This window comes from Kitasatospora sp. NPDC051984, from assembly GCF_044593455.1.
Classification (GTDB): Bacteria; Actinomycetota; Actinomycetes; order Streptomycetales; family Streptomycetaceae; genus Kitasatospora.
On sequence record NZ_JBIUCB010000007.1, the window covers coordinates 343,140 to 365,880 of the forward strand.

The 22,741-nt window shown below is 73.5% G+C and carries 23 protein-coding genes; 13 read left to right on the forward strand and 10 right to left on the reverse strand.

The features are described from left to right. The first annotated feature begins 44 nt into the window (after window positions 1-44). The 3 genes from ACIHEI_RS17415 (at window position 45) to ACIHEI_RS17425 (ending at window position 3,191) form a co-directional block, all read left to right on the forward strand. Complete coding sequence (locus tag ACIHEI_RS17415; RefSeq protein WP_396607219.1) at window positions 45-1,526, forward strand: helix-turn-helix domain-containing protein; 1,482 nt, start codon at window positions 45-47, stop codon at window positions 1,524-1,526. 146 nt (window positions 1,527-1,672) lie between these two features. Next, on the forward strand, window positions 1,673-2,791 hold the full coding sequence (locus tag ACIHEI_RS17420; RefSeq protein ID WP_396607220.1) for a hypothetical protein: 1,119 nt from the start codon (window positions 1,673-1,675) through the stop codon (window positions 2,789-2,791). Between the two features lie 94 nt (window positions 2,792-2,885). Further along, a complete protein-coding gene (locus tag ACIHEI_RS17425; RefSeq protein WP_396607221.1) occupies window positions 2,886-3,191 on the forward strand; it encodes a DUF6191 domain-containing protein in 306 nt (101 codons plus the stop codon). Window positions 3,192-3,205: 14 nt separating this feature from the next. Here the strand turns inward: ACIHEI_RS17425 and ACIHEI_RS17430 are convergent, their stop codons facing one another. Beyond that, window positions 3,206-4,639: a cytochrome P450 gene (locus tag ACIHEI_RS17430; protein WP_396607222.1), complete on the reverse strand. Its 1,434-nt coding sequence runs from the start codon at window positions 4,637-4,639 to the stop codon at window positions 3,206-3,208. A 143-nt stretch (window positions 4,640-4,782) separates the two neighbouring features. Further along, window positions 4,783-5,328, reverse strand: a complete 546-nt coding sequence (locus tag ACIHEI_RS17435; protein ID WP_396607223.1) for a DUF1453 domain-containing protein — start codon at window positions 5,326-5,328, stop codon at window positions 4,783-4,785. Between the two features lie 76 nt (window positions 5,329-5,404). On the opposite strand from ACIHEI_RS17435, the gene ACIHEI_RS17440 reads away from it, so the two are divergent. Both ACIHEI_RS17440 and ACIHEI_RS17445 read left to right on the forward strand, forming a co-directional pair. Beyond that, on the forward strand, window positions 5,405-6,025 hold the full coding sequence (locus ACIHEI_RS17440; RefSeq protein WP_396607224.1) for a TetR/AcrR family transcriptional regulator: 621 nt from the start codon (window positions 5,405-5,407) through the stop codon (window positions 6,023-6,025). A 102-nt stretch (window positions 6,026-6,127) separates the two neighbouring features. After that, the gene (locus ACIHEI_RS17445; RefSeq protein ID WP_396607225.1) at window positions 6,128-7,012 is read left to right on the forward strand and encodes a CHAD domain-containing protein; all 885 of its coding nucleotides are present in this window, start codon (window positions 6,128-6,130) and stop codon (window positions 7,010-7,012) included. A gap of 16 nt (window positions 7,013-7,028) precedes the next feature. On the opposite strand, the gene ACIHEI_RS17450 is transcribed toward ACIHEI_RS17445, so the two are convergent. Beyond that, a complete protein-coding gene (locus ACIHEI_RS17450; RefSeq protein ID WP_396607226.1) occupies window positions 7,029-7,832 on the reverse strand; it encodes an NAD-dependent epimerase/dehydratase family protein in 804 nt (267 codons plus the stop codon). Between the two features lie 144 nt (window positions 7,833-7,976). Between ACIHEI_RS17450 and ACIHEI_RS17455 the strand changes: the two genes are divergently transcribed. From ACIHEI_RS17455 to ACIHEI_RS17465, 3 genes are all read left to right on the forward strand, one after another. After that, window positions 7,977-8,117 (forward strand): hypothetical protein, encoded by a 141-nt coding sequence (locus ACIHEI_RS17455; RefSeq protein WP_396607227.1) that lies wholly within the window; start codon window positions 7,977-7,979, stop codon window positions 8,115-8,117. A 146-nt stretch (window positions 8,118-8,263) separates the two neighbouring features. Further along, a complete protein-coding gene (locus ACIHEI_RS17460; RefSeq protein ID WP_396607228.1) occupies window positions 8,264-8,542 on the forward strand; it encodes a hypothetical protein in 279 nt (92 codons plus the stop codon). 167 nt (window positions 8,543-8,709) lie between these two features. Then, window positions 8,710-9,117 (forward strand): ester cyclase, encoded by a 408-nt coding sequence (locus ACIHEI_RS17465; protein WP_396607229.1) that lies wholly within the window; start codon window positions 8,710-8,712, stop codon window positions 9,115-9,117. 18 nt (window positions 9,118-9,135) lie between these two features. On the opposite strand, the gene ACIHEI_RS17470 is transcribed toward ACIHEI_RS17465, so the two are convergent. Beyond that, window positions 9,136-9,906, reverse strand: a complete 771-nt coding sequence (locus tag ACIHEI_RS17470) for a uracil-DNA glycosylase (RefSeq protein WP_392946142.1) — start codon at window positions 9,904-9,906, stop codon at window positions 9,136-9,138. A 158-nt stretch (window positions 9,907-10,064) separates the two neighbouring features. Between ACIHEI_RS17470 and ACIHEI_RS17475 the strand changes: the two genes are divergently transcribed. Both ACIHEI_RS17475 and ACIHEI_RS17480 read left to right on the forward strand, forming a co-directional pair. Next, complete coding sequence (locus tag ACIHEI_RS17475) at window positions 10,065-11,000, forward strand: slipin family protein (protein ID WP_396607230.1); 936 nt, start codon at window positions 10,065-10,067, stop codon at window positions 10,998-11,000. A 103-nt stretch (window positions 11,001-11,103) separates the two neighbouring features. Further along, entirely contained in the window at window positions 11,104-11,535 is a 432-nt protein-coding gene (locus tag ACIHEI_RS17480) for a CBS domain-containing protein (protein WP_396607231.1), read from the forward strand. A 55-nt stretch (window positions 11,536-11,590) separates the two neighbouring features. On the opposite strand, the gene ACIHEI_RS17485 is transcribed toward ACIHEI_RS17480, so the two are convergent. Together ACIHEI_RS17485 and ACIHEI_RS17490 are read right to left on the reverse strand one after the other, a co-directional pair. Continuing rightward, window positions 11,591-12,484, reverse strand: a complete 894-nt coding sequence (locus ACIHEI_RS17485) for an SGNH/GDSL hydrolase family protein (RefSeq protein ID WP_396607232.1) — start codon at window positions 12,482-12,484, stop codon at window positions 11,591-11,593. Window positions 12,485-12,656: 172 nt separating this feature from the next. Continuing rightward, window positions 12,657-13,109, reverse strand: coding sequence for a PaaI family thioesterase (locus tag ACIHEI_RS17490; protein ID WP_387647897.1), 453 nt, complete (start codon window positions 13,107-13,109; stop codon window positions 12,657-12,659). A 103-nt stretch (window positions 13,110-13,212) separates the two neighbouring features. Here ACIHEI_RS17490 and ACIHEI_RS17495 point away from each other — a divergent pair, with 103 nt between their 5' ends. After that, window positions 13,213-14,322 (forward strand): PP2C family protein-serine/threonine phosphatase, encoded by a 1,110-nt coding sequence (locus ACIHEI_RS17495; RefSeq protein WP_396607233.1) that lies wholly within the window; start codon window positions 13,213-13,215, stop codon window positions 14,320-14,322. A gap of 6 nt (window positions 14,323-14,328) precedes the next feature. On the opposite strand, the gene ACIHEI_RS17500 is transcribed toward ACIHEI_RS17495, so the two are convergent. Then, window positions 14,329-17,202 carry an FAD-binding and (Fe-S)-binding domain-containing protein gene (locus ACIHEI_RS17500; protein ID WP_396607234.1) on the reverse strand — a complete coding sequence of 958 codons (2,874 nt, stop codon included), beginning with the start codon at window positions 17,200-17,202 and terminating at the stop codon, window positions 14,329-14,331. 120 nt (window positions 17,203-17,322) lie between these two features. Here ACIHEI_RS17500 and ACIHEI_RS17505 point away from each other — a divergent pair, with 120 nt between their 5' ends. After that, complete coding sequence (locus ACIHEI_RS17505; RefSeq protein ID WP_396607235.1) at window positions 17,323-17,661, forward strand: hypothetical protein; 339 nt, start codon at window positions 17,323-17,325, stop codon at window positions 17,659-17,661. 63 nt (window positions 17,662-17,724) lie between these two features. Here the strand turns inward: ACIHEI_RS17505 and ACIHEI_RS17510 are convergent, their stop codons facing one another. From ACIHEI_RS17510 to ACIHEI_RS17520, 3 genes are all read right to left on the reverse strand, one after another. Next, window positions 17,725-18,513, reverse strand: a complete 789-nt coding sequence (locus ACIHEI_RS17510; protein WP_396607236.1) for a hypothetical protein — start codon at window positions 18,511-18,513, stop codon at window positions 17,725-17,727. A 353-nt stretch (window positions 18,514-18,866) separates the two neighbouring features. Continuing rightward, window positions 18,867-19,865, reverse strand: coding sequence for a glycosyltransferase family 2 protein (locus ACIHEI_RS17515; RefSeq protein WP_392946156.1), 999 nt, complete (start codon window positions 19,863-19,865; stop codon window positions 18,867-18,869). 245 nt (window positions 19,866-20,110) lie between these two features. Beyond that, window positions 20,111-20,800: a transglycosylase SLT domain-containing protein gene (locus ACIHEI_RS17520; protein ID WP_396607237.1), complete on the reverse strand. Its 690-nt coding sequence runs from the start codon at window positions 20,798-20,800 to the stop codon at window positions 20,111-20,113. 633 nt (window positions 20,801-21,433) lie between these two features. On the opposite strand from ACIHEI_RS17520, the gene ACIHEI_RS17525 reads away from it, so the two are divergent. Next, window positions 21,434-22,729, forward strand: coding sequence for a metallophosphoesterase (locus ACIHEI_RS17525; protein WP_396607238.1), 1,296 nt, complete (start codon window positions 21,434-21,436; stop codon window positions 22,727-22,729). Window positions 22,730-22,741 lie beyond the last annotated feature (12 nt).

The following is a 22,741-nucleotide window of genomic DNA, read 5'->3' on the forward strand; positions in this document are numbered from 1 at the left end:
GCCTGGGGACGAATCGACTTCGGATGTCACTCGGGGGAAGCGACATGCGCGAGACGCCCCCGCCGGGGGGTCGGACCGTCCAGCGCCTGCGCCGGGCCGACGACGTCCTCGACCTCCAGGCCGCCGGACGCCGCGGCGGAACCCCCGCCGTCCTGCGCCTGCTCGCCGCCCGCACCCGGGCCGGCGTCCTGCTGCTGCACCCCTCCGGTACCGACGCCTGCCCGCCACCCGCACCCGTCAACGCCGCCGAACGCGCCCTGGCCCGCAGCGCCGTCCGCGAAGCCGTCACCCGCGGCACCGGCTCCGCCGCCGTCGGACAGGCCGCCCTGACCTGCCTGGTCGTCACCCTGCCCGGCCGCCCCGGCACCCGACTGCCCGTCCTTGCCGCTGTCGCACCCCGCCCCGCCCCGCCCGACCTGCCCGTCCTGCTCGCCGACGCCGCCACCGTCCTCAGCCTCACCTGGGACGCCGAACGCGGCCGCCAACAGGCCCACCGGGCGCAACTCGCCGACACCGGCACCCGCGAAGCCGTCCTCCAGCTGTTGATGGCCGGCCAGATCGCCGTTGCCCGCCGACTCGCCCGAACCCTGCGCAGCGCACTGCCCGACACCGTACGGATGTACGCCGTCGAAGGACCCGCCGCCGCCCGCCGGGACGCCGCCGACTGGGCCGCCACCACCGCCGCCTGGGTCGGCCGCGAACCCGGCGGAGCCCGCCGCACCCTCGTCCTCGAACCCGCCACCAGCACCCGCCCGCTCGCCGCCTGGCTGCACCACCCCGCCGTCGCCGACACCTGCCACGTCGGCATCAGCGACGCCGTCCCGCTGCGCGACACCGCCCTCGCCCACCACCAGGCTCTCCGGGCCCTCACCGCCGCCCGCCGGCACCCCGAACGCCGCGCCGCCCACGCCCAACTCGGCGACCTCGCACCCGCGCTCGGCCCCGCCGGCGCCGCCTGGGCCGCCGCCACCCTCGCCCCCCTGCACACCCACCGGCCCGCCCGCCCCCAGGACCCCGACGGCCCCGCGCTGCTCGCCACCGCCACCGCCTGGCTGCACCACCCCACCGACGCCGCCGCCCGCCTCGGCATCCACCGCAACACCCTGGCCGCCCGCCTCACCCACCTCCACCACCGCCTCGGCACCGACCCGCACCGCCTCGCCGACCGGGCCGCGCTCTCCCTGGCCCTGCGACTGCGGACTGACGGACAGTCAATATGTGTCGGTGGAACCGGACTTGACGAACTACTGGCCCAGCCGCAGGTGATCGACTGGGCTTCGAGCCGGCTCCACCCGCTGCACGCCCCCGACGCCCCGCCCGCGCTGGCCGACACCCTCGCGCGCTGGCTGCGCCACGACGCCCGAATCGGCCCCACCGCCCAGGAGTTGGCGCTCTCGCCCTCGGCCGTCCGCAAACGCCTCGGCCGGATCGAGACGCTGCTCAACTGCGCGTTGCTGCGCCCACCGACCGCCGTCCACGACCTGTGGCTCGCCCACCGTGCCCTGGAGCTGGCCGGCCGACCTTAGGGTCCGGCCGGGGTCAATTGGCGGAACCGGCAAGCGGCGCGTCGGGCGGCGTGCCTAACGTGGCCTGCCGGGGGGCAGTTCAGAGCACGTTCACGGGTCGGGACCGCCGATTGCGCAGGTCCGGCCCGCTCCTCAGGAGGCAGTACATGAGACTTCGGGCATGTTCGAGCGCGCTGGCGATCGCCGCGCTGACCGTCGGCCTGACCGCCGCCGCGCCCGCCGGCCACGTGGTGGGCCCGCGGCCGTTCCTGGACCGGCTGAACACCGTCACCCCCGGCCCGTCCACCGTGCCGGGGAACGGTGACCAGAACCCGTACGGCACGTTCACGATCAAGGAGAACGTCGGGGACCTGCACCGGGGCAGCGTCCTGGTCAGCAACTTCAACAACGCGGCCAACCTGCAGGGCACCGGCACCACCCTGGTGCAGGTCGCCCCGGACGGCGCCGTGACGACGTTCGCCACCATCGACCCCGCCCATCTGCCCGGCCCCTGCCCCGGCGGCGTCGGCCTCACCACCGCGCTCACCGTGCTGCCCGGCGGCTGGGTCGTGGTCGGCAGCCTGCCCACCGCCGACGGCACGGCCGCCACCGCGCAGGCCGGCTGCCTGCTGGTGCTCGACCGCCACGGCACCGTCCGTGAGACGTTCGTCGGCGGCGGCATCAACGGCCCCTGGGACATGACCGCCGTCAGCCACGGCAGGCACAGCGACCTGTTCGTCACCAACGTGCTCAACGGCACCGTCGCCGGGGGCGGCGCGGAGGTCGACGCGGGCACCGTGCTGCGGATCTCCCTGACCACGAACGACGACCAGCCGCCGCAGCGCGGCGACACCACCGTGATCGGCTCCGGCTTCCCCCAACGGACCGACCCCGCCGCGCTGGTGATCGGCCCGACCGGCGTCAGCCTCGGACGCGACGGCACGCTGTACGTCGCCGACACGGTGCCGAACCGGATCACCGCCATCCCGCGCGCGCTCACCCGCGACGACAGCGCCGGCACCGGCCGGGTCATCACCTCCGGCGGGGACCTCAACGGCCCGCTGGGCATGACCCTCACCCCCAAGGGTGACCTGCTGACCGTCAACAGCCAGGACGGCAACATCGTCGAGACCACCCCCCGCGGGGAACAGGTGGCGGTGAAGCAGATCAACAACGAGGGCAACCCGGCGGGCGCGGGCGCGCTCTTCGGCCTCACCCTGGACATCGACTGCGACGCCGTCTGGTTCGTCAACGACGCCGACAACACGCTGGACCTGCTGCACTGAGACCGCTTGCGGCGCGCGGCGGCGGGCCCTCCCGCTGCCGCGCGCCGCAGGTGCGGTGGGAACTTTGTTGGCGCGGTGGGGCGTTGAGCCCGGCATGGTGGCACTGGTGGCGGTGATGGGCAGCCTGGTGTTCCCTGCGGCGCTGGTGCTGCTGGGGTTCGCGGCCTCGGCGACGCGACGCGCGGCCGTGCGGTGGACCGGTCCGGCGGAGAGCGGTCGCGGGGTCGGGGCGCAGGCGGGGGAGGAGCTGCACGCGCTGCTGTACGCGGGCAAGCGGGTGCAGTTGGAGCAGCGGCGGATCGAACTGGTGCTGCGCGACGACGAGCACGACGGCGCGCCCCCGCGCACCGGGATCGACCTGGCGGCGGGCACGGCCCGGATCCGGCGGACCGGTGACTGACAAGCCGTCGGCCGTCAGTGCGCGGCGACCCGCAGGTGCAGGCGGCGCGGGCGCAGCACGGTGGCCAGCGGGACGGGACGCAGGTCGGCGTCCGGCTCCGGGACGAGGCGCCGGCGGGAGAGCAGGGTGGCCAGCACGAGGACGCACTCGGTGCGGGCGAACAGGTCGCCCACGCACTTGCGGGCGCCCGACCCGAACGGCAGGAACGCCCGCCGGGCGGCCGGGGTGACCCGCTCGGGCCGCCAGCGGTCCGGGTCGAACTGGGCCGGCGCGCGGTACGCGGCCGGGTGCCGGGACACCGCCGCCGGGGAGAACACCAGCGTGGTCCCCGCCCGGAGCGTGCGGCCCGCCAACTCGGTGGGCGCGGTGGTCACCCGGGTGAACAGCCAGCCCGGCGGGTGCAGGCGCAGCGTCTCCGACACCACCCGGTCGACGGCGCCCAGCCGCGGCAGGTCCGTCCACCCCGGGGCGCGGCCGTCCGGCAGCACCTCCGCCAGCTCCGCCCGGACCTGCTCGGCCGCCGCCGGGTGCTGGGACAGCCGCCACAGCGCCCACGTGAGGGTGGCCGCGACGGTCTCGGTGCCGGCCGCGAGCAGGGTGATCACCTGGTCGTGCACCTCGGCGTCGGAGAGCCGCGCCCCGTCCTCGCCGCGGGCGGCGAGCAGCGAGGCCAGCAGGTCGGGCTCGGTGCCGGTGCCGGTGCCGGTGCCAGTGCCGGTGGGATCGGGCGCGGTGAGGTCGGGCTGGGGGAGGGGCGCGCGGTAGGTGGCGATCAACTGCCGGGTGGCGTCGTGCAGTTGGGTCAGCGCCCGGCGGTAGCGCAGGTTGCCGGGCAGTGGCAGCTCGCGCACCGGCGTGGGCAGCAGCATCTGCCGGAACACCCCGTTCAGCACGGTGTCGAACGCGCGCTCCACGCTACGCGCCAGCTCCGCGTCGATCGCCGTCGCGCAGAGCGTGCGGCCCAGGGTGCGCAGCGCGATCCCGTGGAAGGTGGGGAAGGCGTCGATCACCTTGCCCGGCTGCCACCCGCCGGTGGCGAACTCGATCTCGGCCTGCATGACCTGTGCGTACCTGGCCAACTGCGGGCGCCGGAAGGCGGATTGGACCAGCCGGCGCTGGTGCTGGTGGTCGCGGTACGGGCAGGTGACCAGGCCGTTGCCCGCCACGTCGCGGGCCCGGTCGTAGAACGCACCGCCCTTGTCGAACAGCCGGTGGTCGGCCAGCACCTGGTTCAACAGTTCCGGGTGGCACGGGACTTGAACGGTCGTCGGCCCCAGCCGCATCGCCACCAGGTCGCCGTGCTGGTGCAGCGAGGACAGGTACCCCGCCGACCCGCGCAGCAGCCGGTGGCCGTGGCCGAGCAGCGGCAGGGCGCCCGGCGCGACGGCGGCGGAGTAGGTCGGGGGCTGCGACGGGTGCTGCGATGAGCGCTGCGGCGAGTGCGGCATCCCTCCACGGTAGGCAGCCCCGGTCGGCGGCGGACCGCGCCCGACGGCCCGTCGCCTGCCGGACCGGTCGGGCGGCGGGCGTGGCGGGGCATGACGAACGTGGGTTCGTGGGGTGGGGTGTTGTGCGTCAGGTTGACGGGGCGTCAGGGGCGCTGTTGGCGGGTGCGATCGAGGCCGAGCAGTGCGGACGGGCCGCGGCGTTCCGGTGCGAACGGGATGCCGGAGGTGAGGCCGCGCAGGCCGACGGTCAGGGCCTCGCCCAGGAAGCCGATGCCGATGGACAGTTGGGTCGGGCGGGCGTCGGCGGGCAGCCCGGCGTGCTCGGCGAGGAACGAGAACCCGGCCATCACCGCCAGCGAGCCCGCGGCGACCAGGAACGTCCAGCCGGTCCAGCGCTGCCAGAGCACGCCCTGGCGCGCCTCGACCCGGACGGTCGCGCCGCGCAGCGCGCCCGTCGCGAGGCCGAGCACGAGGCCCGCCGCGATCCAGGCCCAGTCGACCGCGCCAAGGCCGTGGCGCAGGCCGTGGCGCAGGTCGTGGTGCTGCCAGAGCGACCACACGCCGAGCGCCGTGAGGACCACCGGCGGTCCGAACAGGTCCCGCGCGTTGAGCGGTTCGCCGCGCAGCCGCCGGACCACCACCGCGACGACCACCGCCGCGATCAGGACCGCGCTCATCCATCCGTGCATCGTTCCGCTCCCCCGAGATCTTTTTAGCTCGACTGTGCCAAAACGCAATTTAGCTCGCCCGTGCTATAACGGCAACATGCCGAAGATCGTGGACCCCGAGGAGCGCCGCCAGGCCGTCGCCGATGCCGTACTGCGCGTCGCCGCCCGGGAAGGCCTCGAACACGCCTCGCTGCGCAACGTCGCCGACGAGGCCGGACTCGCGATCGGCTCGGTCCGGCACTACTTCGCCGGCAGCTCGGAGCTGATGATCTTCGCGATGGGGGAGTTGGCCCGTCGCATCGAAGCCCGCATCCGCACCCGCGCGGCCGCCCTGCTCGACCCCGCCGCGACCGGCGACCGGCGCGAGCTGACACTGCAACTCCTCGCCGAGACACTCCCGTTGGACACCGTGCGCCGCGAAGAGTCCGCCGTCTGGCTGTCGTTCGTCACCGCCGCCCGCACCCGCCCCGAACTGCGCGGCCGCCTCGCCACGATGCAGGCCGGCCTGGACGAACTCATCCACCGCGTCCTGCTCGAGACCCGCCGTACCGGCGCCCTCGCCCCCGGCCTCGACCTCGCCGTGGAGACCCGCCGCCTCTCCGCCCTCCTCGACGGCCTCACCCTCCAAGCCGTCCAGCACCCCCTCCTGGTCGGCCCGGACGAGCTCTGCGCCGTTCTCCGCAGCCACCTCGACTCACTGGCCGGTGCACGGCCTTGAGGCGCTGAGCCCGCCGCCCCGGCCCGCGGCACCGTCGCGGCGCGGTGCCCGCGCGAACCCGCCACCACCGGCCTACCCTTGGCAGGCACGGAAGGACGTGCCTTGGCGGCACGGAAGGACGTGGCGAACGTGGCACACCGGATCGACGGCAGCGCGGGGGACGTTCTCACCGCGCGCCTGCGCGAGCAGACCGCGAAACTGGTCGCCCTCGAGCCCGACGTCCGCGCCGACCGGCCCGACGCCGTCCACCAGATGCGCGTCGCCTCCCGCCGCCTGCGCAGCGCCCTGCGCACCCACCGCCGCCACCTGGCCGGCGACCACACCGGCCTGGAGAGCGAACTGCGCGAGCTCGGTCGGAACCTCGGCCGGGCCCGCGATGCCGAAGTGCTCGGCGAACGCCTCCTCGCCCAGGCCCGCGAACTCCCCGACGGCGGCGACCGCGAACGCGTCCTCGCCGAACTCACCACCTGGAGCAGCCGGGAGGCCCGCGAAGGCCGCGCCGCCGTCCTCGCCGCACTCGACAGCCAAGCCTTCCGCGAACTGCTCGACGCCCTCACCGCACTCGCCGACAACCCCCCGCTCAACGCCCGCGCGACACGGCCCGCCGGGCCGGAACTCACCCGCATCCTGCGCCGCGAACACCGCCGCACCGCCGAACGCCTCGCCACCGCCGAACACACCCCCGACGGCCCGGCCCGCGAACACGCCCTGCACGACGCACGCAAGGCCGCGAAGCGCGCCCGCTACGCCGGCGAGACCGCCGGCCGCCCGGCCCGCAGCTTCACCCGCCGGATGAAGGCCCTGCAGGACGTGCTGGGCCGCCACCAGGACGCGATCGTTGCCCGTGGGGCGGTGCGGGGGCTGTCGGACGGGGGTTTTGGGTATGGGGTGTTGTTCGGGCGGCAGGTGGGGGAGGCGGTGTTCGCGCGGGAGTTGTTGCCGGGGGTGTGGGGGAGGGCGGGGCGGCGGCCGAAGCGGATGCGGTGACGGGGGTGTTTGGCGGTCAGGGCGCGAGGTGGCGGAGGGTGAACTCGGGGAGGGCGTACGGGCCGGCCTGGGGAGCGGTGGGGTCGGCGGGGTGGTCGGCGCCGGGGATGGCGGGGGCGTGGAGTTCGGCGTCGTCGACGGGGGCGTAGTCGAGTACCGCCGGGTCGGGGAGCTGCCAGAAGCGGCGGGTGTTGGCGGAGACGGCGTACGCGGTGGCGAAGCGGACGGTGGGCGGGGCGGTCAGCGCGGCCCGCACAAAACCGATCGCGTCGCGGGGGCTGAGCCAGGTCGCCAGGTGGCGGGGCTCGGTGGGGGCCGGTTCGAAGCTGCCGATGCGCAGGCAGATCACCGACAGGCCGAACTTGTCGGCGTAGAGCCGCCCAAGGGCCTCGATGGCCGCCTTGCTCACGCCGTACAGGCCGTCGGGCCGGACGGGATCCTCCGGGTCGGTGTGGTGGCCGACCGGGTGGAAGCCGGTGACGCGGTTGCTGCTGGCCAGGACCACCCGGTCGATGCCGGTACGGCGCGCCGCCTCCAGGACGTTGTGGGTGCCGAGCACGTTCACGTCGAGCAGTTCCGGCAGCGGCGCTTCGTCCGGCACGCCGCCCAGGTGAAGCACCTGATCGGCGCCGGCGAGTGCCGCCTCCACGGCGGCCGCGTCGCGCAGATCGACGGTGCGCGCCTCCTCGTTGGCGGCCTCCGGCCGTAGCGGCACCCGGTCGAGCAGGATCAGCCGCTCGGCCTCGTCCCGAAGTGCCTTGCGCGCAACGGTTCCGATGTTCCCCGCCGCGCCGGTCAACGCCACCGTACCCAGCCGCACTCTGCCTCCTCAGGCGATCCGTCCGTTGCATTCTGGGCGCCGGTCTCCCACCGATCAAGCGATATGCGGCGGGCGATCGCGGTCGCTCGATCATGGTGTCCGGCCGTGGTTCAGCGCACGCAACGCGTGGGCGGGGGAGGGGCGGTGGCGCGCGGACGGACCTGGGTGGCCGGGTGGGCGGCGGTGCTGGGCAGCGTGTTCGCGGCCGGGCACGGGGTGGCGGTGGCGCTGTTGCCGTCCGGGCAGCGGGCCGGGACGCCCGCCCGGCGAACGGCGCCGAGCTGAAGGACGCGCTGCTGAAGGTCGCGGGTTCGCCGACGGCGGAGCGGGTGCTGCCCCACCCTGGTCGCGGTGCTGTGCGCGCCGGCCTGGCTGGTGGCCGCCGTGCTCGACCGGCGGCGGGCCGACCTGAGCAAGTCGACGCCGCGTGGTTGCTGGCAGGGCTGCTCGGCGTCGGCCTGGTGCTCGCCTCCGTTGCCGCGCTCGCCCAGGCGAACGGGCCGGACGAGGCCGACGGGCGGCAGGTGCGGCGGATCGCGCAGGCGGGCGGGGTGAAGCGGAGGCTGTCGATCGTCGCGGTGCGCTCCGAGCCGACGGCGCTGGGGCGGGTGAACCGCCACCAGGTGTACCGCACGACCGTCGATCTGGAGGTGCCGTACGCGGCCGGCCCGCAGACCGTCACCACCCGGGTGGAGACGCTCGGCGGCTGAGCTCGGTGGCTGAGTGTGGTATTCGCGACCCGGCCCGACGCGTGTCGTACGGCGATCGGCCGGCTTCGCCAGCGCGTACGTAGGCGGGTGGTGCGCGGATCGGCCGCACAGGGCGGCGAGTTGGGGGCACTGGCGGGCCGGATCGGCTGCTGGGTACGGTCGGTGCCATGTCCGAAGCTGTCAGCAAGCGCAACGTCGAGGTCGTCCGTCGCTACCTCCGGGTCTTCGAGACGAGGCAGGTCGCCGAGTTCGAGGAGCTCGTCGCCGAGGACGTGCTCGTTCACGGCGCGGGGCTGCACGGTCAGGGGCGGCACTACCCCGAGGGGTCGGTGCTGACCCCGGGCCTGTCCAACTGCCGCGTCCAGGTGGACGATCTCTTCGCGGCCGGCGACCGCGTCACCGTGGCCTTCACACTCACCTACACCCACGACCGCAGCGGCCGGGACCTCACCATGACGGGCGTCAAGTCCTACCGGCTCCGCGACGGGCGGATCGTGGAGTTCTGGGGCGAGACCGACCTCTACGGACTCCTCCGCCAGGCCGGACTCGTCCCCGAGCGGATTCCGCCCTTCTGACCGGATCGCACAACGGGCCTACGGCGCGGTCGGGTTCAGGCCCGCGGTGGTCGCGGCGGTGCGGAGGAGGTCGTCGACCATGGTGGGGGTGAGGCGGCCGGTGTAGGTGTTGCGGGGGCTGACGTGGAAGCAGCCGTAGAGGTGGAGGGGCGGGCCGTCGTCGGTGGCGGGGAGGATCGCGTGGGCGCCGTGGGTGAACTGCGGGCGGGGGCGGGGGACTTGCCAGCCGGCGGCGGCGAGGGCGGGGAGGACGGCCTGCCAGGCGAAGCCGCCGAGGGCGACCACGGCGCGGACGGTGGGGCGGAGGTACTCGAACTCGCGGACGATCCAGGGGCGGCAGGTGTCGCGTTCGGTGTTGGTGGGCCTGTTCTCGGGCGGGGCGCAGCGGACCGGGTCGGTGATGCGGACGCCGAACAGTTCGAGGCCGTCGTCCCGCCAGGTGGAGTGCGGCTGGGAGGCCAGGCCGAGTCGGTGCAGGGAGGCGTACAGCAGGTCGCCCGAAGGGTCGCCGGTGAAGATCCGGCCCGTTCGGTTGCCGCCGTGCGCGGCGGGGGCGAGGCCGACCAGGACCAGGCGGGCGTCGGTCGGTCCGAAGCCCGGGATCGGCCGCGCCCAGTAGTCCTGGTCCTGGAACGCGCGGCGCTTCACCCGGGCCGCCTCCTCCCGCCACTCGACCAGGCGCGGGCAGGCCCGGCAGCCGACCACCAACTCGTCCAGTTCGGCCAGCCCGTGGACACGTCCGACCAGTTCGGAGGGCAGGGCGGAGGACGGTTCGGAGGGCAGTTCCATGGCGCCGATCCTAGGGGCGCGCAGACCGTGACAGGCGGGACGGCGAGTCAACGGGAAAGCGTTTTCCCGTTGGGTCTCGCGCGGCCCGGCCGGTGGGGGCGGGGGCGGAGTAGCGTAGAGATACGAGTCTGCGTGCCGTACGGGTCGAGGTGACGGCGATGATCGTGGTTGACGCGTTGATTGCGGTGCTGGTGCTGTTGGCGGTGGTGGCCGGGTTGAGTGTGCGCATGGTGCAGCAGTACCAGCTCGGCGTGGTGTTCCGGTTCGGGCGGGTGCGGGACGAGATCAGGGCGCCGGGGCTGGTGCGGATCATGCCGATCGCGGACCGGCTGCGCCGGGTGAACGTGCAGATCATCACCATGCCCATCCCGGCGCAGGAGGGCATCACCCGGGACAACGTGACCGTCCGGGTGGATGCGGTGGTGTATTTCAAGGTGGTCGACCCGGTGAAGGCGATCGTCAACGTGCAGGACTACAACTTCGCGATGTCGCAGGTCGCACAGACCTCGCTGCGGTCGATCATCGGCAAGAGCGAGCTCGACGACCTGCTGGCCAACCGCGAGCCGATCAACCAGGGCCTGGAGCTGATGCTGGACAGCCCGGCGCTGGGCTGGGGCATCCAGATCGACCGGGTGGAGATCAAGGACGTCGCCCTGCCCGAGTCGATGAAGCGCTCGATGGCCCGGCAGGCCGAGGCGGACCGGGAGCGCCGGGCCCGGATCATCACCGCCGACGGCGAGTACCAGGCGTCCGCGCGCCTGTCGGAGGCCGCGAAGGTGATGTCCGCGACCCCGGCCGCGCTGCAACTGCGGCTGCTGCAGACCGTGGTGGAGGTCGCCGCGGAGAAGAACTCCACGCTGGTGCTGCCGTTCCCGGTGGAGCTGCTGCGCTTCCTGGAGAGCTCCACCGAACGCAACACCGCGCAGGCCGTCGAGGCCACCGAGGTCGCGGCGCAACTCGCCGAGAACGAGGCCGAGGGGAAGCTGGAGCCGGATCCGGACGTCGAGCAGCTGGAGCTGCCGCAGGTCGCGGCGGCCGCCGAAGTGGGCCGTCCGGAGCGCCCGTTGGACGTCGCCCCGCGGCACGCGGCGTGACCCGCCGGACGGACGGCCGGGGCCTCAGCGGTGGCGGGCGGTCCGGTGGCGGGGCCAGCATGGAAGACGGCCAGTGGACACAACCAGCTCGGGAGGTCCGGCCATGACCACCGCGAAAGAGATCATGCACCCGGGAGCGGCGTGCGTCACCGGTGAGCAGACCCTCGGCGACGCCGCCCGGATGATGCGCGAACGCGGCGTCGGCGCGCTGCCGATCTGCGACGAGAACCAGAAACTGCTGGGCATCGTCACCGACCGGGACATCGTGCTCAGGTGCGTCGCCGACGGACGCGACCCCGGCACCGTCAAGTGCCTCGAACTCGCCCTCGGTCGCCCGATGGTGATCGAGGAGGACGAGGACGCGGAGTTGGTGCTGTCGGTGATGGAGGACCACCGGGTGCGCCGGCTGCCGGTGATCAACCACCCCGACCACAAACTCGTCGGCATGATCAGCGAAGCCGACATCGCCCGGCACCTGCCCCAGGAGCGCGTGGCGGAGTTCGTCACGGCCGTCACCGCCGTCACCGCCCACTGAGAACCGGTAGGGCGACACCCCGCCACACCGGGTGGTGCGGCGGGGTGGCGGCGTGTCAGTGCATGTACTGCTTCGGCAACTTGGCGACGAAGGCGTCCGCGATCACCTGGTAGCCCGCGTCGTTGGCGTGGATGTCGCCGCGCGCCATGTTGGTCCACTGCATGACCCGGGCCACGTTCAGCGGCACCTGCTGGTTGCCCAGCGGCACCAGCGGCGCGAACGAGGTGGTGGAGAACGCCCCCGCCACGTCGGCGGTCGGGACGCGGTGGCGCGCGTCCACCGTCTCGATCACCGAGTTGAGCGCGTTGGCGAGCGGCACCGAGGCGGTGGCCATCTCCTTGCCCTTGTCGCCCGTCATCCAGGCGGCCAGGAACGGGTCGTACAGGTTCATGCCGACGATCCGGGTGTGCGGGCCGGCCGCCTGCTGGAGCTCGCCGAGGATCCGGTCCAGGCCGGTTCGGACCTGCTCGATGCCGTTCATCGCGCAGGGCAGGTCGAGCGAGCCACCGGCCGCGCAGCGCTGCACGTCGTTGGCGCCGATGTCGATCGTCACCAGCACCTCGTCCTTCCAGTGCGCCTTCAAGTAGGCGACCGCCGCCTCCAGTTGGGAGCCGCCGAAGGAGTGCGGGTACGGGCAGCCGCCGTTCGCCATGGTGCCGGTGGTCTCGCCCGGACAGCCCAGGTCGGTGAACTCGAACGGGCGGTGGTCGTCCGCCGCCCGCTCGTCCAGCGTCCGCGCCAGGTCCTGGGCGTAGCCGCGGCCCACGATGTGGCCGCCGGTCGGCGTGGACTGGTAGCCGGCCGCCAGCGAGTCGCCGATCGCCAGGTAGTACGCCGTGGCGTGCTGCCCGCCCGGCGCCGCCGAAGCGGGAACGGCCGCCGCGCCGGTGAGGGTCAGAGCGGCGAGCGCGGCCGCAACGAGCGCGCGGCGGCGGGGGATTGGGCGCATGGAGCCTCCAGGGCGAATGATCGCTATCAGACGGATCCGAGGAGGCTACTGCTCGGTACACCCCCAGGAACAGGGGTGTGCACGTACTTGATCTTCCGGGGCAGGGTGGTTCAGCCCGGGAACGCGTAGACCGTGGTGGCGTGCGCGACCGGGTCGTCCGGGGCAGGGTGGTTCAGCCCGGGAACGCGTAGACCGTGGTGGCGTGCGCGACCGGGTCGTCCGGGGCGTCCGGCGTGGTGAGGGTGATCTCGGCGAACGCGATCCGGCGGCCCAGCTTGGTCAGCCGCGCCGTGACCAGCAGATCGGTGTCACGCGCCGCACGCTGGAAGGTGATCGACTGCTGGACGGTGGTCATCGGAGCGAACCCGCCCAGCGCCGAGGACACCGCGACGACCGTCGCCGTGTCGGCCGCCGCCATCATCGCCTGCCCCGACAGCCCGCCGCCGTCCCGGGCCAACTGGTCGGACCACGGCAGCCGCAGCACCGCGTGCCGCGTCCCCGTCTCCACCACGGAGAGCCCCAGGGCCCGCACCCACGGTGCGAATCGCTCGGCGAGGATCAGGTCACCCTCGGCGGGCTCCAAGGGGTTCTTACCGGCTTCGGCAGCCTTCGGCGGGGTCGTCATGGCGTGATCGTAGGAGCTGCCGGTGACGCGGCGCCATACCCGGGACGCGGAGTGTCCACCGGTCGTGGGCAACCCCGCGGCGAGGCATGGTGGTGGGGTGGGAGTGAGGCGGCGGAGTCTGGCGGAACTGCGGAGCGAGTGGCGCGCCGAACACCTGCTGGTGCTGCTGCCGATCAGCCTGATCGTGCTGATCTCCGCCATCGACATCTCGATCTCCCCGAACATCCACCTCGGCCCGCTGCTGGTGGTCGCCCCCGCCATCACCGCCTCGTTCGCCGGCACCCGCATGACCGCCCTGATCGGCGCGCTCGCACTGATCGCCCTGATCCTCATCGCCGCCCTGCACGGCGGCCTGTTCACCGCCAACCATCAGGCCCAGATCGGCGCGCTCGCCCTGGTCACCGTCGTCGTCGTCGCCTTCCGCCGAACCCGCGAACGCCACGGACGCGAACTCACCCGGGTCCGTACCGTCTCCGACGCCGTCCAGCGCGTCCTGATGCGCCCGCTGCCCGAACAGGCCGGACCGCTGCGGATTGCCACCCGGTACCTCGCCGCCGACGACGAAGCGAACGTCGGTGGCGACCTGTACGCGGCCGTCCGCACCCCGCACGCCACCCGCCTGCTGATCGGCGACGTCCGCGGCAAGGGACTCGACGCCGTCGGCGACGCCGCCGCGCTGCTCGGCGCGTTTCGCGAGCTCGCCCACCGGCACGAGGACCCGGCCTGCCTGGCCGATGCGCTGGAGACCTCCTACCAGCGCCACCTCGCCGAAGTCGCCGACGCCGGCCAGGACGTCCGGGAGAACTTCGCCACCGCGCTCGTGCTCGACCTGCCCGACGACCGCCCCGTGATCCGGCTCGCGGACTGCGGGCACCCGCCGCCCCTGCTGCTCACCCCCGGCCACGCCCACCTGCTCCCGCTGCACCGGAGCGGCCCCCCGCTGGGCATGGGCGACCTCGCCCCCGCCGACCGCCGCACCGAGGAGTTCGCCTTCCCGCCCGGCAGCACCCTGCTGCTCTACACCGACGGCGTCACCGAGGCCCGCAACCACGAGGCCGTCTTCTACCCCCTGCCCGCCCGCGCCGCCCACCTCGCCCCGGAGCCCATCACACCCACGGACTTCCTCGACCGCCTCCGCCGTGACCTGCTGGCCTACGTCGGGGGACGGCTGATGGACGACGCGGCGATGGTGGCGGTCGGGCGGGAGGGCTGACGGGGGCTACTCGTTCTGCCGGGTTTGCTCGAGCGCGCGGAGCAGGACTTCAGCGAGGTGCAACGGCCGGGCGGACGGCTCCAGTTGGGTGAGCTGGGTGCGGCAGCTGAGGCCGTCCGCGAGCAGCAGCGTGCCCGGCTCGGCGGCGCGGACGGCGGGCAGCAGGGCGCGTTCGGCGGCGGCCACCGACACCTCGTAGTGGCCGCGCTCGAAACCGAAAGCCCCGGCCAATCCGCAGCAGCCGGCGTCGAGGTGACGGTTCGTCAGGCCGAGCATGGCGGTGAGGCGCTGGTCGGCGTCGGTGCCCAGGACGGCGTGCTGGTGGCAGTGCACCTGGGTCATCGCCGTGCCGCCCAGCCGCGGCAGGGCCACCTCGTTTTCGTCCAGGAATTCGGCCAAGGTGCGGACCCGGGAGGGGAGTTCGGGGGCGTCGAGGAGTTTCGGCCAGTCGCCGCGCAGGGTGGCGGTGCAGGACGGCTCCAGGCCCACCACCGGGAGGCCGGGCGGCAGTTGGCGCTGGGAGCGGCGGATCACCCGGCGCGCCGCGCCGAGTTGGCCGCTGGCGATCAGCGTGAGCCCGCAGCACACCGGCCCGGCCGGCAGCTGCACCCGGAAGCCGAGCCGCTCCAGCACCTGCACGGCGGCCATCGCCGGTGCGGGGTCCAGGAGTTCGGACATCGAGTCGGGCCACAGCAGCACCGCAGGTGCGGCCGGGTCGGCCGGGTGGGCGGCGCGGTAGCTGCGGAACCAGGAGGAGAAACGGCGCTCCGGGAGGGCGGGGAGCGAGCGCCGGGGGTCGATGCCGCCGAGGCGCTTGAGCAGGGCGCCGCTGAACCGGCCGCTCAGGGCGGCGTTCGCGGCGCGCGGCGCGAGATGGGCCAGGCGGAGCCACAGCGGCAGCAGGCCGAACGAGTAGTGGGCGGCCGGGCGAGGCCTGAACCGGTAGTGGTGGTACAGGAATTCGGACCGGTAGGTGGCCATGTCCACCTGCACCGGGCAGTCGCTCGCGCAGCCCTTGCAGCCCAGGCAGAGATCGAGCGCCTCCCGGACCTCCGGCGAGCGCCAGCCGTCGGTGACCAGTTCGCCGCGCAGCATCTCGCCGCGCAGCATCTCGCCGAGCAGCCGGGCTCGGCCCCGGGTGGAGTGCCGTTCCTCTCCCGTCACCATGTAACTCGGGCACATCACCCCGCTGTTGGTGTCCACGCACTTTCCGACGCCGACGCAGCGGTGGACGGCGTTCAGCAGACTGCCGGCGTCCTGCGGGTAGGCCAGGGTGAGTGGCAACTCCCGTCCGGGGAAGCGCAGATCGGCGTCCAGCGGGCGCGGGTCGACCAGCAGGCCGGGGTTGAGCAGGCCGTCCGGGTCCCAGATCTGCTTGAACCGGGCGAACAGGTCGATCACCTGCGGCGGGAACATCCGAGGCAGCAGCTCGGCCCGGGCCTGCCCGTCGCCGTGCTCGCCGGAGAGTGAACCACCGTGCGCCACCACCAGATCCGCCGCCTCGGTGAGGAACTCCCGCATCACCTGCGGCCGTTCACGCACCGGGAAGTCCAGGCGCAGGTGCACGCAACCCTCGCCGAAATGCCCGTACGGCACCCCGCGCAGCCCGTGACGCTTCAGCAGTGCCCGCAACTTCCGCAGGTAGGAGCCGAGTTGCTCGACCGGGACGGCCGAATCCTCCCAGCCAGGCCACGCCGCCCCACCCGGTCGGCCGTCCGGACCCGGAGGCAGCCGGGTGACGATGCCGGCGCCGGCCTCCCGGATCGACCACAGCGCACGCTGCTCGGCCGGGTCGGTGACCAGCGCGACCGTCGCGGTGCGCTCCCGCCGTACGGCGTCGGCGAGTTGACGCGCCCGGTCGGCGGCCTCGGCGGCCGTGGCGCCGCCCGTCTCCAGGAACAGCCAGCACGCACCGTCGGGCAGCCGGTCCAGCACCGGCGGGCGCGGCCCCGCCGCGAGCAGCGCGGCGACCAGGTCGGCGGCCATGCCCTCGCAGGTCAACGGTTCGAGCGGCAGCAGCGCGGGCACCGCGTCGGCGGCGGCCGTCTCGTCCCGGTAACCCGCCACCACCAGTGCGCGGTACGGCGGTTCGGGCACCAGCCGGACGGTCGCGCCGAGCAGCAGGGCGCACGTCCCCTCGGTGCCGGTGACGGCCCGCACCAGGTCGAAGCCGCGCTCCGGGAGCAGCGCGTCCAGCGGATAGCCCGAACCGCGACGCGGCAGCACCGGCATGGCGCGGCGCAGCAGCGCCAGATTGTCGGCGGCCAGGGCCTGCAACTCCCGGTGCAGACGGCCGAGTCGGCCCGGCGCGGCGGCCAGGGCGGCCCGTTCGGGCGGTGGCAGCGGGCCGGTGACGGTCAGTTCGGTGCCGTCGGCGAGCAGCAGGTCCAGGCTGTGCAGATTGTCGGAGGTGCGGCCCCATGCCAGCGAGTGCGAGCCACAGGCGTCGTTGCCGATCATCCCGCCCAGCGTGCACCGGCTGTGGGTGGACGGATCCGGCCCGAACCGAAGCCCGAACGGCCTTGCCGCGCGCTGGAGTTCGTCCAGTACCGTGCCCGGTTCGACCCGCGCGGTGCGGGCCTCCGGATCGACCGTCAGCACCTTGCCGAGATGCCGCCGAAAGTCCAGCACCACCGCGCCGGGCCCGATCGCCTGCCCCCCGATGCTCGTCCCCGACCCGCGCGCCACCACCGGCACCCCGAACTCCCGGCACACCGCGAGCGCCGCCCGCACATCGTCCGCATCGGCCGGCTTCACCACCCCACGCGGCACCTGCCGGTAGTTGGACGCGTCCTGCCCGTACACGGCCCGCTCCGCAACGTCGAAGCGGACCTCACCACGGACGGCGGCAGCGAGAGCACGGGCGAGATCGGAGACCATCCGCCGATCATCCCAGCCGGGGGCGTCCGGCCCCGGTCGCGGGCCCGCGAACGGCGGGTCGGAGCTCGACGGGCAGCCGCGGTTCCGCGCTGTGTCCGGCCGACGGCTACCTTGGCGGGCATGGAAACCGAACACCCCCTGGTCCGTGACGTCTTCCCCGAACTCGTGGACGAACTCGCGGCGCTGCTGGAGCAGGACGGCGAACCCGAACTGGCCGCCGGCGCACGGGAACTGCGCCTGGTCGCACTGTGCGAGTGCGAGGACGCCTCCTGCCAGAGCTTCCGCACCGCCCCGCACCCGGCCGGACAGCCGTACGGCCCGGGCCACCGCTGCCTCGAACTGCCCGCCGAGGAGGGCGTGGCCGTCCTGGACGTGGTGGACGACCGGATCATGTACGTCGAGCTGATCGACCACCCCCCGCTGCGGGACGCGCGTACGCACCACGCCGCGCGAGCATGAAGATCGGATCATCACGAGTCGCGAACCGGACCCGGCCGCCCTCTCGGTTGAGCCGGTGAACGGTCAACTACCGGTGGTTTGCGCTGATTCGGAGACCGGGCTTGCCTGCTTGGGGATGGTGGCCACGACCGGTTCGGTGGGCTGCGGCCCGGATGCGGCGGGTGTGGTCGGTGGAGTCGAGGCCGTAGGCGAAGTCGGGGCGGTCGGCTGGATCTTGTCGTCGCGTTCGTCGTCGCCGGCGCCGTCGCGGGTGGTGAGGACGGTGTCGAAGATTTCGCGGAGCTTGTCGGTGGCCTGCTTGGAGAACAGGCCGCACAGGCCGGCGATGCCGGCGAAGCCGTACGGGTTGGTGGCGGTGCCGTCGGTGCCGTTGGCGAACAGGCCGCCGCGCAGCAGGAAGTAGACCAGCAGGGCGAGTGCGCCGCCGATCGCGGTGCGCAGCAGGTACCAGGGCAGCCAGCTGGGCAGGAGTTGGCGGTTGCCCGCGTAGGTGGCGAAGGACGTCGCGGCGTGCACGAAGCTGCCGAGCCCGCTGGCGGCCAGGACGGCGATCAGCATCGCGGTGTTGGACGTCAGGTGCCAGGGGCCGAGGCCGAGCACCTCCCAGGTCGCGGGGACCTCGGACGGGGCGCGTTCGGCGGTCAGGGTGGTGAGCGGCGTCCAGACGCTGATCAGGGCGGCCACGCAGACGAATGCCTCGGCCAGCAGCAGTACGCCGAGCAGCAGCACGGCCCAGCCGGCCATCTGCTGCTGGGGCGGGAGTTGGCCGACAGGCCCCGGAGTGGGGCCGCCGTCGGCGGCGGAGAACGGGTCCGCGGTGGGATCGGCCGACGGGGAGACAGGGGAGGTCATCGAGAGTTCGCCTTCCGGTCCGGTGATGCACGGAGGTGCACGGGGTGCACGGGGTGCACGGAGGTGGCGCGGCAGAGGTTGGCGCGGGGAGGGACTTTACCGTCCGCCCGGGGCCGACGGTTCGTCAGGACCGCTTGGGCCAGGCCAACCGCGTGCTCGTCAGGAGGTTGCCCGACGGATCGTCAGGGCACGCGGCCCGGGCGGAAGATTTCCGAAATCCCTGCCGCGAGCCGACGTACGCCGTCCCCACTCCCGGCGCGTGTTCGCGCGAGGGCGCGCTCAGCGGCACACGCGCCTCGGGCCTGCGAGGGCGCGCTCAGCGACGCACGCGCCTCGGGCCTGCGGGGGCGCGCTCAGCGGCGCACGCCCGCCAGGCGGGAGAACTTGGCGACCTCGAAGGTGGCGTACGAATTCGACGCCAGCAGCGAGAACTTGATGCCCTCGCGGCCGTCCGGGCGCTTGTAGCCGTCCGGGAGGAAGCGCTTGTAGTGCTCGGCGGCGCGCTGGAAGAACTGCGGGCGCTCGGTGCGGGTCAGGGCCCCCGGCAGGTCGAAGACGAACAGGTAGTGGCGGATCATCCGGGTGAACAGGTGGGTGCGCACCTCGGGGTTGACCGGCGGGGCCTCCTCGGGCTGCGCGTCCAGCAGCTCGAAGGTGCCCTCGTAGCGGTCGAACAGGTCGAAGTGGCTTGCTCCTTCGCCGCCCGCCGGGTGCAGGGTGTGGCGGCGGCGGATGGTGACGCACTCGCGGTTGAGAACCGCGATCCGGGAGGCGGCCAGCAGCGTGCGGTGCACTGCCGGGACCTCCTCGTAGAACCCGTCGGGGAAGGTCGGGGCGGTGGCGGTGCGCACCAGCCGGTCCCAGATCAGCGGTGGCGCGCCGAAGAATTCGGGGTGCTCGGCGGGGGTGAACACATCGGGGCCGGCGGCGTCCAGCAGTTCGGCCGCGTTGCCCGGCCACACCTTGCCCCGGTACTCGCGGTTGTGGCCGAACAGCAGCAGATCGACCTCACCGGTCTCGGTGAGCCGGGCGTCCATCGCCTCGAACGCGTCCGCCGGCAGCAGGTGGTCGGCGTCCAGGAACAGCAGGTAGTCGCCGCGCGCGTGTGCCGCGCCCGCCATCCGGGCCCGTCCGATGCCGGGCTCCGTGTCCAGCCGCAGCACCCGTACCCGGGCGTCGCGCAGCTCGTACGCCTCCAGCAGCCGCTCCTCCGGGCAGTGCGGGGAGGGCGTCTGGACCACGATGATCTCGAACTCGCGGAAGGACTGTGCGAGCAGGGAGTCGAGGCACTCCTTCAGTTGTTCCTGCTCGTCGTAAGCGGGGAGCACGACGGTGATCAGTGGTGGGGCCATGGGCGGGAGGCTAGGGGCGGGGACAGCCTCAGGCAAAGGTCGGAAGCCGCTCTAAAGCGGCTATTCCGGACAGCAGTCATGGGAAGTTCGCTGAATCTTCACCAAACGAACACGAGCGTGCGATGAAATGTCCGGATAGAGGGCGGAACGCCGTGACTTGCTGACGTATCGTCAGATGTACGCATGGTGGTGGAGCTGCGCACACACCGTGCCGAATGTCCCTCCGGGGCAAGGACCAACGGCCCTCAGTACCAGTTGTGAGCCTGCCAGAACGCCCACGCCGCACACGGGCTGCCATAGGTCTGGTTCATGTACTGCAGGCCCCACTTGATCTGGGTCGCCGGGTTGTCCCGCCAGTCCGCGCCCGCCGACGCCATCTTCGAACCCGGCAGCGCCTGCATCAGCCCGTACGCACCCGAGGACGGGTTGGTCGCATGCACGTTCCAGCCGCTCTCGCGCTCCACGATGTTGTTGAAGCACTGCAACTGCCCCGCCGGCACGAGCTGCGCCGCGATCTGCTGCGGCGTCCCGCTCAGCGCCTTGGCGACGGCCGACGCGGACACCGGCGCGGACGCCGACGCGGATGCCGACGGGGTGGCGGACGGCTTGCTGCTCGCCAGCGCCTGGCGCTGCTGCGACCGGGACGCCGCCTCGGCGATCGCCCTGGCCTTCGCCTCGGCGCTCGCACTGGCACTCGCACTGGCCTCCGCTTCCGCCTTGGCCTTCGCGTCCGCCTCGGCCTGCGCGGACGCACTGGCGCTCGCGCTCGCCTCCGCCTCGGCCCGCGCCTGCGCGGACGCGGCGTCCGGCGAGGGGAGGGCGTCCGCCGCGAGCTGCTCGACGCTCGCCGGCCGGGCCGCCGCGTCGGCCGGGGCCGAGTGCTGCGGCAGGGCGATCGCCAGGGCGGCGGCACCCGCGACCGCGACGGTTGCCACGCCCGCCACCATCGAGTGGCGGTTGCGACGGAGCGTCCGCGAAAGGCGGGAGGGGCGGCGGTGCGGGCGGCGGTGCGGCATGGCGATCTCTTCTTGTACGGGCCGGACGGCCGGTGGGACACGGCGGCCCGCCGACCGGCACGCACGGCACCGGCCCCGCACCGTGGAACACGGCGCAGCGCGGCAATCGGACGAACGCGGCAGCGGAATGGTGGCCGGAGCGGCCGGGCTGCCCGGCGGACGGGGGACATTCTTGGCAGATCACGCAGAGTGGCTCAAAAGCCCCGGCAACTATGCCTCGTAGTAGCGGATCGGTCGGAGGGGAGGTGGTCGGGCGGGCTTCGGCGGCTCCGGGTCGGGCTTGGTCCGCACCATCGGCCGGTGGCCACCGGAATGCCTCTGACCTGCGAAATTGCGGTAAGCTTCGGCGGGCGGACGGGAAGGCGATGTGGCCGTCCGCGAGGCTGGTTCGCGCACCGACTATTGGGAGTCGTAGAAGCCCGCCACGATGTGGGAGGGCTCACAGGAACCGAACGCACACCGGCACGCCCCGCACCCGGACGAACACGCCCGGTCGAACGGAACGGCACCCCGGTCACAGCCCGCGATCACCGAGCCCCGATACTTGCCCGCATGGTGATCGCGGTGGTGGGGCTGGTGGCAGTGCTCGGCCTGTTCGGGGCGGCGCACTGGTACGTGTGGCGACGACTGGTCCGCGACGTCTCCCGCCCCGGCAGCCGCTACCGGCGCGCAGGCACCGTGCTCACCGTCCTGCTGCCCGTGCTCTCCCTGCTGGCCCTGGTCGGCGGCCGGGCCTTCCCGCTCGCCGTGGAACGCTGGTTCGCCTGGCCCGGCTACCTCTGGATGGCCGTTCTCCTCTACCTCCTGCTCGCCCTGCTGGCCGGCGAACTGCTGCGCCCCCTGCTGCTCCGGCTTCCGCGTCGCCGCGAGAGCGAGCCGGCGGTGGCTGTCGAGCCCGTGGCGGTCTCTGCCGCGGCGGTGACGGTTTCTGCGGAGGCGGCGGGGCCCGCAGGGCCTGCTGCTGGGTCGGCGGAGCCCGAAGAGTCCGCGGCGGGGTCTGCTGGGGCGGGGAAGGCGGTGGAGCCCTCGCGGCGGCTGTTCGTGTCCCGGGTGGTGGCCGGGGCGGCCGCCGGAGTCGCCGTCGGCGTGGTGGGCAACGGCGCGTACGGGGTGCTGCGCGGGCCGCAGGTGAAGCGCGTGACGGTGCCGCTGGCGAAACTGCCGCGCGCCGCGCACGGCTACCGGATCGCCGTGGTCAGCGACATCCACCTCGGCCCGATCCTCGGCCGCGCACACACCCGGCGGATCGTCGACACCATCAACGCCACCCAGCCCGACCTGATCACCGTAGTCGGCGACCTGGTCGACGGCACCGTCCCCGAACTCGGCCCCGCCGCCCGCCCGTTGGCCGACCTGCGGGCCAAGGACGGCGCGTACTTCGTCACCGGTAACCACGAGTACTTCTCGGGCGCCGCGCCCTGGGTCGACTTCGTCCGCGAACTCGGCGTCCACCCGCTGGAGAACGCCCGCGTCGAGCTGCCCTGGTTCGACCTCGCCGGAGTCAACGACATCGCCGGCACCTCACAGGGCCAAGGCCCGGACTACGCACGGGCGTTGGGCGACCGCGACCGTGGCCGGGCGGCCGTCCTGATGGCCCACCAGCCGGTGACCGTCCACGACAGCGTCCGCCACGGCGTCGACCTCCAGCTCTCCGGCCACACCCACGGCGGCCAGCTCTGGCCCGGCAACTACCTTGCCGAACTGGCCAATCCGACCGTGGCCGGCCTGGAACGGTACGGCGACACCCAGCTCTACGTCACCCGCGGCGCGGGCGCCTGGGGCCCGCCGGTCCGGGTCGGCGCACCGTCCGACATCACGGTGGTCACACTCGCCTCGCTCCAGGCCTGAGGCCGCTCCAAC